Raw genomic sequence first — 16,893 nt, forward strand, 5'->3', positions numbered from 1 at the left:
CTGCGTGAGGACATCGACGTCGACGCCCCGGTGACTCGCTACGGGCTGGACTCGTTGGGCGCCGTGGAGCTGGCGCATGAAGTGGGCGCTGGCACCGGGCTGACGGTGCCCATGGAGTGGCTCCTCCAGGGACCGAGCATCACGTCCCTGGCGCACCGGCTGATCTCCCTCCGTGACTCAGCGGGCCCCTCTCCCCGGCGCGTGAGCGTGGGCGGCGACCGCGAGGCTTCTTCCTCGCAGGCCCGGCTGTTCTTCCTGTCCCGGTACGCCCCCGGTGACGTGTCCTACAACCTGCCCGCCGCCGTGCGCCTGGAGGGCGACCTGGATGTGGCCGCGCTGGAGGGCAGCCTCGTGGCCCTCGCGGCCCGGCATGAGGGGCTGCGGACCTCCTTCCGCGAGGCCCCGGGACAGCCCCGGCAGATCATCGCCGAGGACGCGTCCCTGCCGCTGGCGCGCGTGTCCCTGGAGTCCCTGCCCGCCGACGCCCGCGAGGCCGAAGCGCTCCGCCTGGCGCATGAAGAGGCCCGCCGCCCGTTCGACCTGGAGCGCGGACCGCTGGTTCGCGCCACGCTCCTCACGCTGGATGCGCGCACCCACGTGCTGGTGCTCGTCATGCACCACGCCGTGTCCGACGCCACGTCCATGGCGGTGCTGGTGCGGGAGGTCTCCGCCCTCTACTCGGCGCTGTGTGAGGGCCGCCCGTCGCCCCTGCCCGCCCTGCCCCTGGACTACGCCGACGCCGCGGACTGGCAGCGGGATGCGCTGGACGACGCCACGCTGGAGTCGCGGCTGGACTACTGGCGGACGCAGCTCGCCGGGGCTCCCCCACTGCTGGAGCTGGCCACGGACCGGCCGCGTCCCTCGCGGCGTGGGTCCGCGGGCGCGCGCGTGCCTGTGTTGCTGGACGCGCGTCTCGCGGACTCGGTCCGGAGGCTGGCGGAGCGCGAAGGCGTCACCCCGTTCATGGTCCTGCTCGCGGCCTTCCAGACCGTGCTCGCCCGCCGCGCCGGCCAGGACGACATCAGCGTGGGCACGGCCATCACGGGGCGTCAGCGCGCGGAGTTCCAGGGGCTCGTCGGCCTCTTCGTCAACTCGCTGGTCCTTCGCACGCGACTGACGGGTGCTCCTTCGTTCCGGGAGCTCCTGGCCCGCGTGCGGGAGACAGCGCTGGGCGCGTACGCGCACCGGGACGTGCCCTTCGAGCGGGTCGTGGAGGCGCTCCGGCCTCCTCGCGAGCTGGGGCACACGCCGCTGTTCCAGGTGATGTTCAACCTCCAGGGCGCACGCGTGGACGCGCCCGTCCTGAAGGGGCTCCAGTCCCGGCTGCTGGACGTGCACACCGGCACGTCCATGTTCGACCTCACGCTGTCGCTCGCGGAGTCCCCCCAGGGCTTCGAGGGCTGGCTGGAGTACGCCACAGAGCTGTTCGACGCGGACGCCGTGGCGCGGCTGGCCGGACACCTCCGCGTGTTGCTGGAGGCCGCCATCGCGGACCCCCGGACGCCCATTCACGCGTTGCCCTGGATGACGGACGCGGAGCGCCACCAGGTGCTCACCGCGTGGAACGACACGGCGCGCGACTATCCGGCCGACAGGACGATCCCCGAAGCGTTCGCGCTCCAGGTCGCTCGCACTCCGGACGCCATCGCCGTGGAGGACGGGGACGTTCGCCTGACGTACGCGCAGTTGGAGGCGCGGGCCAATCCGCTCGCGCACTTCCTGCGTGCCCGGGGCGTGGGCCCGGACGTGCCGGTGGCGGTGTGCATGGAGCGCTCCGTGGACTTCGTTGTCACGGTGCTCGCCATCCTCAAGGCGGGCGGTGCCTATGTGCCGCTGGACGCGTCGTACCCCGCGCGGCGGCTGGCGTTCATGATGGAGGACGCCCGGCCCCGGATGCTGCTCACCACGCGCGCGCTGCGGGAGCGGCTGAACGTGCCCGACGCGACGCTGGCCTGCTTCTTCGTGGACGCGCTGGCGCTCGATGATCAGCCCGTCACCGCGCCGGAAGTCACCGTGGGGCCTCGAAACCTGGCCTACGTCATCTTCACCTCCGGCAGCTCCGGGCGCCCCAAGGGCGTGGCCAGCGAACATCGCGGCGTGCTGCGCCTCGTGCACGCCGAGCCCTACTCGCGCGTCGGTCCGCGCGAAACGGGCATGCTCTTCGCGCCGCTGTCCTTCGACGGCTCCGTGATGGAGCTGTGGACGATGCTGCTGCACGGCGGCCGGCTGGTCGTCTTCCCCGGCAAGGTCCCCGCCGGAGACATGGACACGCTCGCGCGCGTGGTGGAGCGTCACGCGGTCGGCTTCGCCCACCTGCCGTCGGGGCTCTTCTCGCAGTTGGTGGAGCACCGGCCGGACATCCTCGGACGGCTGCGCGCGGTGCACGTGGCGGGCGACGTCATCTCCGCCCCGCATGTGCGTCGCGCGGTGGAGCTTCTGGGCCGGCCCGTCATCAACGCCTACGGCCCCAGTGAATGCTCCGTGGCCGCGTCGTTCTTCACAGTGGAGCGGCCGGAGCAGGCGGGCGCGTCGGTGCCCATCGGCGCGCCGCTCGCGAACACCACGGCGTACGTGCTGGACGCGCGGCTCCAGCCGGTGCCGGTGGGCGTGCCGGGGGAGCTGTTCCTCGGCGGTGATGGCGTGGTCCGGGGCTACGTGTCGCGGCCGGACCTGACGGCGGAGCGCTTCGTGCCGGATGTCTGGGGCGCGAAGCCGGGGGCACGGCTGTACCGCACGGGCGACCGGGTGCGCTGGCGCGCGGATGGGACGCTGGACTTCCTGGGCCGCACGGACCACCAGGTGAAGGTGCGTGGCTTCCGCATCGAGCTGCCGGAAGTGGAGGCCGCCCTGCGCGAGCTGCCCGAGGTGCACGAGGCCGCGGCGGTGGTGCGCGAGGACGTGCCCGGCGACAAGCGGCTCGTCGCCTACGCGATGCCGCGCCCGGGGCAGGTGCTGGAGGCCTCGCGGCTGCGGGAGGCCCTGCGCCGCAAGCTCCCCGACTACATGGTGCCGTCCCTGTTCGTGGCGCTCCCCACCCTGCCCCTGAACCCCAGCGGCAAGGTGGACCGCAAGGCCCTGCCCGCCCCGGACTCCGAGGCCACCGGCCGGCGCGAGCGCTACGTGGCGCCGGCCCACCCGCTGGAGGAGCAGATCGCCTCCACCTGGGCCCGTGAGCTGGGCGCGGACCGCGTGGGCACGCAGGACCACCTGTTCAACGACCTGGGCGGCACGTCGCTGTCCGTGATGCGGCTCGCCTCGCGCTTGAAGGAGACGCTGGGGCGCGACGTGCCCGTGGTCTGGTTGTTCGAACACCCCACGGCGGAGTCGCTCGCCCAGCGGCTGGAGCACGAGTCCCGGTCGCCGGGAGCACCGTCGCCCATCACGTCCGGCCACCGCCCGCGCGAGGCATCGAAGCCCGGCGCGTCCGGCTCCATCGCCATCATCGGCATGGCGGGCCGCTTCCCCGGCGCGATGTCGGTGGCCGAGTTCTGGCGGAACCTGCGCGAGGGCGTGGAGTCCATCACGCGCTTCTCCCCCGAGGAGCTGGAGCACCTGCCCTCGCTGCCGGAGGGGTTCGAGCTCTGGTACCACCCGGCGTTCGTTCCGGCCGCCGGGGTCCTGGACGACGTGGAGGGGTTCGACCACGCGTTCTTCGACATGTCCCTGCGCGAGGCGCAGTTCACGGATCCGCAGCAGCGGTTGTTCCTCCAGACGGCGTGGGCCGCGCTGGAGGACGCGGGCGTCAACCCGGAGCGCTACCCCGGCGCCATCTCGCTGTACGCGGGCGCCGCGGCCTCCGGGTACGCGGAGGCCGTGCGGCAGGCGATGCCGCTGGACGCGGCGTCCTTCTTCGAGCTGAACGGCACCGCCACGCACGAGAGCCTGCCGACGAAGGCGTCCTTCAAGCTGGGGCTCACCGGTGAGAGCACGCTGCTCTACACCGCGTGCTCCACGGGTCTGGTGGCCGTGCACCTGGCCTGTCAGAGCCTGCGGACGGGCCAGTCGGACGTGGCGCTCGCGGGGGCCTCGCGGCTGTCGCTGCCGCAGCGCACGGGCTACGTGGCGCAGGAGGGGCTCATCTTCTCGCCGGACGGCCACTGCCGTGCGTTCGACGCGAAGGCCCAGGGGACGCTGCCGGGCAACGGCGTGGGCGCGGTGGTGCTCAAGCGGCTGGAGGACGCGGTGCGGGATGGGGACGCCATCTACGCCGTCATCCGGGGATCGGCGCTGAACAACGACGGCCGGAACAAGTCCGGCTTCACCGCGCCCAGCGTGCAGGGACAGGCGGCGGTGGTGTCTCAAGCCCTGGCCAACGCGGGCGTGGCACCGGAGGCCGTGGGCTACGTGGAGGCCCATGGCACCGCGACGCCGCTGGGGGACCCGATTGAAGTGGCGGCGCTGACTCGCGCGTACGGTCTGGGCGCGGAGCACCGGGGCCGCATCGCGCTGGCGTCGCTGAAGACGAACGTGGGGCACCTGGACACGGCCGCGGGGCTGGCGGGCCTGATGAAGGCCGCGCTGGCGCTGCACCACGGGGAGATTCCCCCCAGCCTCCACTTCGAGAAGCCCAACCCGCGGATCGACTTCGACGCGGGGCCGTTCTTCGTCAACACCACCTTGCGGTCGTGGCCTCGGGGCGAGACGCCTCGCTTCGCCGCGGTCAGCTCCTTCGGCATTGGCGGCACCAATGCCCACGCCATCCTCGAGGAAGCTCCCATGCGGCAGAGTGGTTCGACCACGCGTTCCCACCAGCTCGTCGTGCTGTCCGCGCGATCGCCGGAGGCGCTGGAGGCGGCGGCGCGGCGGTTGGAGGCGAAGGGCGTCGGGGACACGGCGCTGGCGGATCTGGCGTTCACGCATGCCGTGGGTCGCAAGGCGTTCGAGTACCGGCGCGCGGTGGTGGTGAAGGACGCGGAGGACCTGTCGCGGCAGCTCCAGAAGGCGGTGACGCTGGCGAAGAGTCCGGGCAAGTCGCCGCGCGTGGCGTTCGTGTTCTCCGGGCAGGGCTCGCAGCGGCTGGCCATGGGGCGTGAGCTGGCGGAGGCGTCGCCCCTGTACCGCGCGCACCTGGATGCGTGCCTCGCGTTGCTGGACGCGCCGCTGCGGGCGCGGGTGTCGGCGGTGCTGGCTCCGGAGGCGGATGCTGCTTCGGCGGACCTCGCGGACACGCGCGTGGCGCTGCCCGCGCTGTTCAGCGTGCAGGTGGCGCTGGCCTGGATGTGGCGAGACCTGGGTGTCACTCCGGCCGCGGTGATGGGACACAGCTTCGGTGAGTACGCGGCGGCGTGCGTCTCGGAGGCGCTGCCGGTCGAGGACGGGATGCGGCTCGCGGTGGCTCGCGGGGAGCTGATGCACCGGATGCCGCCGGGCGCGATGCTCGCGGTGGCCCTGCCCGTGGAGCGCGTGCAGGCGTTGCTGTCGGGACGGTTGTCGGTGGCGGCGGTGAACGCGCCGGACCGCTGCGTGGTGTCCGGGCCGGTGGAGGAAGTGGAGCGGCTGGAGGCCGCGCTGAAGGAACAGAAGGCCGGGGCGGTGCGCATGCCCGCGCCGCATGCGTTCCACTCGGCGGACGTGGAGCCGTTGATGCCGGAGCTGGCGCGCGTGGTGGGCACGCTGCGCTGGTCGGAGCCGGCGGTGCGGTACGTGTCCAGCCTCACGGGGACGGGGGTTGGGCCGGGGCAGCTCGCGGCGCCGGACTACTGGACGGAGCAGATGCGCCAGCCGGTGCGCTTCACCCGCGCGGTGGAGGCGCTCCAGGCGGATGGCTGCACGGTGCTGTTGGAGGTGGGACCGGGGCAGGACGTGACGCCGCTGGTGCGCGCGAACCTGGTTCGGCCCGAGGGCGGCGGTGCCCCTGTCCTCGCGCTGGCGTCGTTGCGGGTGGGCGGGAAGACGACGGAGCAGATGGGCTGGCTCCAGGCCGTGGGGGAGCTGTGGACGGCGGGCGTGTCCGTGGACTGGAGCGCGTTCTACGCGCACGAGCAGCGCCTGCGGCTGCACCTGCCCACGTACGCGTTCCAGACCAAGGCGGTCTGGGTGCAGCCGAGAGCGCGCGCCACGACGTCTCCGTTCGCGCCGCCCACGGGGCGCCCCGTCCAGGCGCCGCGAACGCTGGTCGAGGCCACGGCCGCGCCCGTTGAGCGTGCGCCCGAAGTGGCCTCCGAGCTGGCCCTGGTCACCGCGTCGATCCGCGCGCCCCAGTCCGTATCCGCGATGACGGCCACGGCGGGCCGAGTCCCTCCATCCGCGTCAGCGATGACGGCTCCGAACGGCGCGCCGCAGAGCGGGTCCGTGACGACGGAGTCGAACAACGCGCCGCAGAGCGGGTCCGAGCTGACGGAGTCGATCGGCGTGCTGCAACCGGAGGCCGCGGCGTCCTCGCATGGGGAGGTCGTGTCCCCGGACGTGTCCCCCGTCGCCCCTCCCCCACCCGGCCGTGATGACGCGCCCCGAGGCGACATCGAGGAGCGTGTGGCCGCGCTGTGGCGCGACCGTCTGGGCCTGGAGTTCGTGGGCCGCCACGACGACTTCCTCGAACTCGGCGGCAACTCGCTGACGGCCGCGCAGTTGCTCAATCAGCTCCGTGAGGCCTTTGGCGTGAACCTGCCGCTGGCCGTCCTCTTCGAGGCGCCCACCGTCGCCGGCATCGCCGAACACCTGGAGCCCCTGCTCCTCCAGGCACCCCAGGCCCCCGTCTCCACGGAGCTTCCGCTGGTGCCCCTGCCCCGCGATGGCAGCGAGCTGCCGCTGTCCTTCGTGCAGGAGCGCGTCTGGCGCCTGGAGCAGCACCTGCCCGGCCTGTCCGCGTACAACCTCCCGTTCGTCCTCCGGCTCGAAGGCGACCTGGACGCGGACGTCATGGAGCGCGGCATCCAGGAGATCGTCCAGCGCCACGAAGCGCTGCGCACGACCTACGACACCGTGGACGGCCGCCCCGTGCAGCGCTTCCACCCGCGCATGCGCGTGCCCCTCACCCGCGTGGAGCTGCGCGGCCCCATGGAGACGCGCGAACCCGAGGCGCTGCGCCTCGCTCGCGAGGACGCCGCGAAGCCGTTCGACCTGGTCCGCGGCCCCGTGCTGCGCACCACCCTGGTCCGCCTGGACGCGAAGGTGCACCTGCTGATCGCCAGCATCCACCACATCGTCAGCGACACGATGTCCATCGCCCTGCTCGTCCAGGAGCTGGGCCAGCTCTACGACGCCTTCCTCCAGGGCAAGCCGTCTCCCCTCAAGCCGCTGCCCCTCCAGTACGCGGACTTCGGCGCATGGCAGCGCCGGGGCATCTCCAGCGGCCGGCTGGCCGAGCAGGACCAGGGCTGGCGGCAGCGGCTGGCCGGCATGCCGCGCCGGTTGGACCTGCCCACCGACCGGCCCCGCTCCAACGAGCCCGTCATCGCCTCCCAGCGCATGACGCTGGACTTCCCGCCCGCGCTCGCCCACGAGCTGGTGGCCTTCACCCGCCGCGAGGGCTTCACCGGCTACATGACGGTGCTCGCCGCGTGGCAGACGCTGCTGCACCGCTACAGCGGCCAGACGGACATCGTCGTCGGCACGCCCATCGCCAACCGCACGCGGCCGGAGCTGCTGTCGCTCATCGGCTACGTGGCGCACTCGGCGGCGTTCCGGACGCGCTTCACCGAAGGACTCACCTTCCGCGAACTGCTCGCCCAGGTGCGAGGCGAGGTCGCGGACGCGCAGTCGCGCCCGGACGTGCCCTTCGAGTACCTGGTGGAGGCGCTCGTCCCGGGCCACGACATCGGCCGGGGGCGCATGACGGACTCCGTGTTCGTCTACCACACGGGCGCGAGCTCCTCGGAGACCCTGGAGCTCATCGGCTTGCGCGGGACGTTGGTGGAGGTGCCGGGCACGCCCGTGCAGTGGGGCTCCACCCTGAGCGCCCTCACCCTGGTCCTCTTCGAGTCCCCCACCCGCGTCCACGGCGCGCTGGAGTACGCGTCGGACCTGTTCGACCCCGCCACCACGGCGCGGCTGATGGACCACTTCCAGGTGCTGCTCGGCGCGGCGCTCGCGAACCCCGACACGCAGGTGGCGCACCTGCCGCTCGCCACGGATGACGAGCGCCGGGCCTGGCCCACGCCTCGCGCCACGCCGGGGCTGGTCCCCGTGCCCTCCCTGCTCGCGGAGCGGCGCGCGCGCCACGCTGGCGCCACCGCCCTGTCCCAGGGGGAGACGCACTGGAGCTGGGCGGAGCTGGGCGCCCGCGCGGACGCCCTGTCCGCGAGGCTCAAGTCCCTGGGCGTGAAGGCCGGCACCCCCGTGGCCGTGTGCCTGCGCACGTCGCCGGAGAAGCTGGCCGCGCTGTGGGGCGTGCTGGGCGCGGGCGGCGCGTGCGTCGCCCTGGGCCCGTCCGACCTGAGCCACCTGCCCGTGTACGCGCCCGAAGGCGCGCCGGTGCCGGTGCTCGTCACCACGCGCGCGCTGGTGGCCTCCGTGCGCGTGGACGCGGCCCGCGTCGTCTACGTGGAAGATGTGCCCGCCGCGAGCGAGCCCGCCGCCACGGCCGCGCCCGTGGAGCCGCACGCCCTGGCGTGGCTGCTGCCCACGGGCCGGGGCCAGCCCGCGTGGGCCCTGGGCCACCGGGAGCTGGCGGAGTTCTTCACCGGCCTGGACGCGCGCCTGTCGCCCCCGGACGGCGGCGCGTGGCTGGCCGCGAGCGAGCCGTCCTCCGACCGTCCGGAGCTGGAGGCCCTGTGGGCGCTCTCGCGCGGCCTGAGGGTGGTGTTCCCGCCGGAGCGCATCACCGCCCGGCTGGTCAGCCTGGGCGATGGAGGCCCTCGCGCGAAGGCGATGGACCTGAGCCTCATCTACTTCGCCAACGACGAGGACACGCTCCAGGGGCCCAAGTACGAGCTGCTGCTGGAGGGCGCGAAGTTCGCGGACGCGAACGGCTTCTCCGCGGTGTGGACGCCGGAGCGGCACTTCCACTCGTTCGGAGGCCTCTACCCGCAGCCGGCGGTGGTGGCGGCGGGCCTGGCCACCGTCACGAAGCACCTGCGCTTGCGCTCCGGCAGCGTGGTGCTGCCGCTGCATGATCCGCTGCTCATCGCGGAGCAGTGGTCCGTGGTGGACAACCTGTCCCAGGGCCGCGTGGGCCTGTCCGTGGCCACGGGCTGGCACACGCAGGACTTCACCTTCGCGCCGGCCAACTACGAGAAGCGCCGCGACATCCTCCTGGAGAAGCTGTCCACGCTGCGCGCGCTGTGGCGGGGCGAGCGCTTCAAGCGGCCCGCGGGCGCGGGCAGCACGGCGGAGGTCGGCCTGCGCCCGAAGCCCGTGCAGAAGGAGCTGCCGGTGTGGCTCACCGCCACGGGCAACCCCGAGACGTTCCGCATGGCGGGCGAGCTGGGCGCGGGCGTGCTGACGGGCCTGCTCTCGCACACGCTGGAGGAGCTGAAGCAGAAGGTGGCGCTGTACCGCGACGCGTGGCGCCGCAACGGGCACCCGGGCCGGGGACACATCACCTGCATGCTGCACACGTACCTGGGCGACGAGGAGCAGGAGGTGCTGCGCACGGTGCGCCAGCCCCTGCTGTCGTACTTCCGCAGCTCGGTGGACATCAGCACGTCGCTGCTCCAGGCGCAGGGCATCACCGACGTGCAGAAGCTGTCGCCGGAGGACATCAACGCGGTGCTGGAGCGCACCTTCGAGAACCACGCGAAGAACACCGGCCTGCTGGGCACGGTGGACAGCGCGCTGCGGCGGCTGCGCGACGTGCGCGCGGCGGACGTGGACGAGGTGGCGGCGCTCATCGACTTCGGCCTGGACACCCCCGTGGTGCTGGAAGGCCTGCGCCGGCTGGCCGTGGTGCGCGAGCGCATGGACGCGGAGGCCGCCGCCCGCCAGGAGCAGGTGCTGGTGGAGGCCGAGGCGGGCGTGGAGGGCCTGCTGGAGCTGGCGCGCCAGTCCGGCGCGGTGCTGCTGCACACGTCGGCCCGGCTGGCGCGTTCACTCAGCGAGCTGCCCGGCGCGCGCGAGTCCCTGGCCCGCGTGGGCGCGCTGGTGTTGGAGGGCGCGTCGGTGGAGCTGGGCGCGGCGCTGCACCGGGCCGCGGGCGTGGAGGTGTGGCTGTCCGGTGACGCCCAGGAGGGCGCGCTGCTGCCGCGCACGTTGGCGGAGCGCATCCCCGCGAACCTCCAGGCCTGGGTGCTGGACGCGGCCGGTCAGCCCGTGCCCGCGGGCGTGGTGGGCGAGCTGGCCCTCGCGGGCGCGGGGCTCCCCTCCGCCCTGTGGCGCGCGGGTGACGAGGAGCACCGCCGCCTGGTGCCGCACCCCCGCGAGGCGTCCGCGAAGCTGTTCCGCACCGGCCGTCATGCCCGCCTGCGCGGGGACGGACGGCTGGAGCCGGTGGCCTCGCCGTCGCGGCTCCCCCCTCCGCCCGTGGCGCGTCCCGCCGCCGTCGAAGCGCCGCGTCCCGTGGCGCCTGCCACCCCGGCGAGGGTGGACATGACCCCGCCGCCCATCCCGCGCGTGGGCCGCGACCGGCCGCTGCCCCTGTCCTTCGCGCAGCAGCGCCTGTGGTACCTCCAGCAACTGGAGCCCACGAGCAGCGCGTACAACAACCCGGCCATCTTCCGGCTCACGGGCGAGCTGGACCGGGACGCGCTCCAGGCCGCGCTGGACGCGATGGTGGTCCGCCACGAGGTGTTGCGCACCACCTACGCCCTGGACGGGGACCACGCGGTGCAGGTCATCCATCCGCCCCGGGGGCTGCCGCTCCAGCACTGGGACGCAGCCGGCGACACGCCAGAGGCGCGCGAGGCGGCGATGCGCGCGTTCTGCCAGGACTCCGTGCGCCAGCCCTTCGACCTGGAGCAGGAGGTCGTGCGCGCGGCGTTGATCCGCCTGGGGGCCCGCGAGCACGTGCTGCTCGTCACCTTCCATCATGCGGTGTCCGACGCGTGGTGCACCCTGGTCATCGCGCATGAGCTGACGGTGAACTACACGGCCTTCCGCACGGGCCAGCCGTCGCCGCTGCCGGAGCTGCCGGTGCAGTACGCGGACTACGCGGTGTGGCAGCGCGCGTGGCTGGAAGGCGGTGTGATGGAGAAGCAGGTGGCCTGGTGGAAGGACCACCTGGCCGGCGCGCCTCCGCTGTCGCTGCCCACGGACCGGCCCCGCCCGGCGGTCATGTCCTCCGCGGGCGCGCGGCACACCTTCCTCCTGCCGTCGACGGTGTCCGCGCCGCTGCTGGCGCTGGGCCGCAAGCACGGCGCCACGTCGTTCATGGTCTTGATGGCGCTCTTCCAGACGGTGCTGTCGCGCTACTCGGGCCAGGACGACTTCGTGGTGGGCACGCCCATCGCGGGCCGCACGCGTCCGGAGCTGGAGTGGCTGATGGGCTGCTTCATCAACACCCTGCCCTTCCGCTCAAGGCTGTCCGGTCAGCCGTCCTTCGTGGAGCTGCTGGGGCGCGTGCGCACCCAGGCCCTGGAGGCCTACGCGCACCAGGACGCTCCCTTCGAGCGCGTGCTGGATTCGCTGGAGCTGCCGCGCGACCTGAGCCGCACGCCGCTGTTCCAGGTGAGCATCAACGTCGTGAGCATGCCGGAGGTCCAGGGCCGGCTGCCGTCGCTGGAGTTGACCCCGGTGGAGGTGCCGACCGGCACCGCGAAGTTCGACCTGGGCATGGAGGTCGTGGACGGCAAGGACGGCTTCACCTGCAGCATGGAGTACGCCACCGCCCTCTTCGACGCGGCCACCATGGAGCGGCTCGCGCGGCACATGGTGGGCCTGGCGCGCGAGGTGGTCGCCCATCCCCAGACGTCCGTCGCCCTGCTGCCGCTCATGGACGCGGCGGAGCGCCAGCGCGTGCTGGTGGAGTGGAACGACACCTTCCAGGACTTCCCCCAGGACGCGCGCATCCCGGACCTCTTCGCCCGGCAGGTCGCGGCGAGGCCGGACGCGGTGGCGGTGGAAGCCGGCGGCGAGCGCCTGACCTACGCGCAACTGGACGCGCGCGCGAACCAGTGGGCGTACGTACTGCGGGAGCACGGCGTGGGCCCGGACGTGCTGGTGGCGGTGTGCCTGGAGCGCTCGCTGGAGCTCGTCGTCGCGCTGCTCGCGGCCGTGAAGGCGGGGGGCGCGTACCTGCCGCTGGATCCCAGCTACCCGGCGCCTCGGCTGGCCGCGATGCTGGAGGACGCGCCCGCGAAGGTGCTGCTCACCACGCGAACCCTGCGCGCGGCGGTGCCCCTGCCGCCGGAGCTGCCGTCCGTCTTCGTGGAGGAGCTGTCCTCCCGGGAGCTGCCCACGGCGCCGGTGGTGCCGGGCGCGGACTCGCGCCATCTGGCCTATGTGGACTTCACCTCCGGCAGCACCGGGCGCCCCAAGGGCGTCGCGGTGGACCACCGCGCGGTGATGCGCCTGCTGCACCACCCGGCGTTCGCGCGCATGGGCGCGAACGAGACGTTCCTCCAACTGGCGCCCATCTCCTTCGACCCGGTGACGCTGGAGATCTGGGGACCGCTGCTGCACGGCGGACGGCTGGTGATGTTCCCGCCCACGTCTCCGTCGGACCTGGACGTGTTGGCCCAGGTCATCCAGCGCCACGGCGTCACCGCGATGATGCTCACGGCGGGCCTCTTCACGCAGGTGGTGGACCTGAAGCCGGAGGCCCTGACGGACGTGCGCCAGTTGCTGGTGGGCGGCGACGTCGTCTCCCCGCCGCACGTGCGCAAGGTGCTGGAGGCGCATCCGGGCCTCGTCGTGACCGCGGGCTACGGCCCGACGGAGGCGACGCTCATCGCCGCCACGCACGTGATGACGGACGCGGCGCGAGTGGACGCGCCCGTGCCCCTGGGCCGGCCCATCGCGCGGACGGACCTGTACGTGCTGGACGCGCGCGGACAGCCGGTGCCCCCGGGCATCCCCGGTGAGCTGCACATCGGCGGCGAGGGCCTGGCGCGCGGCTACATCTCCCGGCCGGACCTCACCGCGGAGCGCTTCATTCCGCATCCGTTCTCCTCGCGGCCCGGTGAGCGCCTCTATCGCACGGGCGACCTGACCCGCTGGCGCGCGGATGGGACGCTGGACTTCCTGGGCCGCACGGACCAGCAGGTGAAGGTCCGGGGCTTCCGCATCGAGCTGTCGGAGGTCGAGTCCGCGCTGGGCGCGCACCCGGATGTCCGCGAGGCCGTGGCCGTGGTGCGGGAGGACGTGCCCGGAGACAAGCGCCTGGTGGCGTATGTCGTCGCCCCGTCCGCCCCCCAGCCGGAGGCGCTGCGCGACTTCATGCGCCAGCGCGTGCCGGACTACATGCTGCCGTCCGCGTTCGTCCTGCTGGAGTCGCTCCCGCTGACGGCCCAGGGCAAGGTGGACCGCAAGGCCCTGCCCGCGCCCGAGGGACAGCGCGCCTCGCGCCGTGAGTACGTGGCGCCGCGCACCCCGAGGGAGCAGGCCCTGGCCCAGGTGATGGCGCAGGTCCTGCGCGTGGAGCGCGTGGGCCTGGACGACAACTTCTTCGAGCTGGGCGGCGACTCCATCATCAGCCTCCAGGTGGTGGCGAAGGCGCGGCAGGCCGGCGTGCGGTTGCAGGTGAAGGACCTCTTCCAGCACCCCACCCTGGGCGCGCTGGCGGCCGTGGCCCGCGACGGAGAGGCGACCCTCGCGGAGCAGGGCCCGGTGGTGGGCGACGTGCCCCTCACGCCCATCCAGGTGGACCTGTTCGAGCGTGAGCCGACGTACCCGCACCACTTCAACCACGCCCTGCTGCTCAAGACCCGTCAGCCGCTGAAGGCCGACCTGGTGCAGAAGGCGCTCACCGCGCTCGTCACCCACCACGACGCCCTGCGCCTGCGCTACGTCCACGCGGAGGACGGCACGTGGCGCCAGGAGGCCGTGGCCCCCGAGGCCGCGCCCCCCGTGCTCCTCCAGGTGGACCTGTCCATGCTGGCGCCGGAGGCCCGGCTCGCCGCGATGGAGCGGGAGGCCGCGCGCCTCCAGGCGGACTTCGACCTGGCGACGCCGCCGCTGGTGCGCGTGGCGCTGTTCCACTTCGGCGCCGGGGAGCCGCAGCGCCTGCTGCTCATCATCCACCACCTGGTGGTGGACGCGGTGTCGTGGCGCATCCTGGTGGAGGACCTGGAGGCGGCATACCTCCAGCTCCAGGCCGCCCGCGCCCCGGCGCTGCCCGCGAAGACGACATCGTTCCTGTCCTGGGCGAAGCGGCTGGAGAAGCACGCCCTGTCCGAGGCGCTGGGCGAGCAGGAGGCCTTCTGGCGCGAAGCGATGCGCGGCGACGTGGCCCCGCTGCCCGTGGACGGCCCGGGTCCGTACACGTACGCGTCGCGGAGCAGCGTCGCCGTGGAGCTGGACGCGGAGGAGACGCGGCAGTTGCTCCAGGAGACACCCACCGGCTGGCGGGCGCGCATCGACGACGTGCTCCTGACCGCGCTCGCGCGGACGCTGGGCGAGTGGACGGGGAAGCCGGACGTCCTCATCGAGTTGGAGGGCCACGGCCGCGAGGAGCTGTTCGCGGACCTGGACGTGTCGCGCACCGTGGGCTGGTTCACGTCCGTGGCGCCGGCCCTGCTGCGGCTGCCCGAGGGCGGCTCGCTGGGAGACGGGCTGCGCGCGGTGCGGGACTCGCTGAAGGCGTGGCCCGGCCGTGGCATCGGCTTCAACCTGCTGCGCCACCTCGGGCCTCCGGAGACGCGGGCCCGGCTGGCCGCGCTGCCCAAGGCGCAGGTGTCGTTCAACTACCTGGGCCAACTGGACGGCACCGCCGCCGCCAGCACGCTCTTCACCATGAGCGACGAGCCGGTGGGCCCCATCGTGGAGCCCCGGGCCTTGCAGCCGCACGCGCTGGCCGTGGACGGCTCGGTGCTCCAGGGCCGGCTGCGGATGACGTTCGGCTACAGCCACCAGCAGCACCACGAGGCGACGGTGCGCGCGCTGGCGGAGCGCTTCCTCGCGGTGCTGCGCGAGCTCATCGCCCAGCGCCATTCGGAGGACGCGCGGCGGCGCACGCCCGGGGACTTCCCGCTGGCCCGCCTGTCGCAGGCCGCGCTGGACGCGGTGTTGGCGGCGCAGGGCCCCACGGTGGAGGACCTGTTCCCGCTGTCGCCGCTCCAGGCGGGCATGCTCTTCCACGCCCTGAATGATCCGCAGGCGGCCTACTACTTCGAGCAGGCCGGGTGGTCGAGCCACTCGGACGTGGACATCGCGCTGCTCCAGCGGACGTGGCAGACGGCGGTGGACCGCAACCCCATCCTGCGCACCGCGTTCGTGTGGGAGGGCCTGGAGTCGCCGCTCCAGGTGGTGCATTCGCGCGCCACGCTGCCGTTCATCGTCCACGACTGGCGCCACCTGCCGGAGGCGGAGCAGCCGGCCGCGCTGGCGAAGCTCACGGCGGAGGACCGTGCACGCGGCTTCGACGTGTCGAGCGCGCCGCTGTCGCGCATGACGGTGGTGCGCCTGGGGGATGCGCGCTGGCGCTTCCTGTGGAGCCACCACCACCTGCTGATGGACGGCTGGAGCATGGGCCTGTTCTTCCAGGAGGTCTTCGCGCTCTACGACGCCGTGCACGCCGGGACGCCTCCGCCGCCCGTGGGCCGGCCGCCGTTCCGCGACTACATCGCGTGGTTGGACCGCCGCGACGGGGCGGAGGACGAGCGCTTCTGGCGAGACCAGCTCGCGGGCCTGTCCGCGCCCACGCCCCTGCCCTCGGCGCGGCCCGCGTCCCTGGTGCGGCCCACCACGTCCGAGAAGCGGCCCGACGCGAGGGTGACGCTGCCGGCGCCGGTCACCACCGCGCTGGAGGCCTTCGCGCGGCGGCATCAGCTCACGCTCAACACGCTGACGCAGGCGGCCTGGGCGCTGGTGCTCGCGCGCCATGCGGACACGCGCGACGTGCTCTTCGGCACCACGCTCGCGGGCCGTCCGCCGGAGCTACCGGGCGCGGACGCCATGCTGGGCCTGCTCATCACCACGCAGCCGGTGCACATCACGCTGCCGGGTGACGGCGAGCCGGTGCTGCCATGGCTCCAGTCGCTCCAGGCGAAGCTGCTCGGCATCCAGCAGCACCAGTACGCGCCGCTGGTCTCGACGCACGGCTGGAGCGACATCCCCCGGGGACAGCCGCTCTTCCAGTCCCTGTTCGTCTTCGAGAACTACCCGTTCGACGAATCGGTGTTGCGCCGCTTCACCGCGATGGACCTGCGCGACCTGGAGTTCGGCGACAGCACGAACTACCCGCTCTCCGCCACCGTGGTGCCGCGCGAAGAGCTCCAGTTGCAGCTCGTCTACGACGAGGGCCGCTTCGACGCGGACGCCGTGCGGCGGGTGCTGGGCCAGTGGCGGCAGGCGCTGGAGGGACTGCTCCAGCCGGACGCGCGGCTCGACGACGTGTCCCTGCTCCCCGCGGAGGACCGGGCCTGGCTGCTGCGCGCAGGCAGCGGCGACGCCGTGGACTTCGATCGCGACGCCACGTTGCAGGCGCGCTTCGAGGAGCAGGCCGCCGCGACGCCGGACGCGGATGCCGTGGTGTCCGGCGGGACGACGCTGACCTACGGGCAGCTCAACGCGGGGGCGAATGAGCTCGCATGGCAGTTGCGGTCACTGGGCGTGGGCCCGGAGGTGACGGTGGCGCTGTGCCTGGAGCGCTCGGCGGAGGCCATCGTGGCGCTCCTCGCGGTGCTCAAGGCCGGTGGCGCCTTCGTGCCGCTGGACCCGGCGGCCCCCGCCGCGCGCAAGTCGTTCGTCCTCGAGGATTGTGGCGCCAGCGTGCTGGTGACGACGCAGGCGCTGCAAGAAACGTGGCACCCAGAGGTGCCCCGCCTGGTGCGCCTGGACGCAAAACCTGTCCGACAGGAGGTCTGCGCGGAATAAGCAGTCCTACGAGCCGCATAGAGGTGGGGTGACATCGCAAGAAGA

Annotated in this window: 1 protein-coding gene; it reads left to right on the forward strand. The window is 73.3% G+C overall.

From position 1 onward, the window contains the following. The first annotated feature begins 12 nt into the window (after nucleotides 1-12). On the forward strand, nucleotides 13-16,848 hold the full coding sequence (locus K8612_RS38330) for a non-ribosomal peptide synthetase/type I polyketide synthase (protein ID WP_223765871.1): 16,836 nt from the start codon (nucleotides 13-15) through the stop codon (nucleotides 16,846-16,848). Nucleotides 16,849-16,893 lie beyond the last annotated feature (45 nt).

The sequence above is a fragment of the Corallococcus sp. AS-1-6 genome, from assembly GCF_020037015.1.
GTDB lineage: Bacteria > Myxococcota > Myxococcia > Myxococcales > Myxococcaceae > Corallococcus.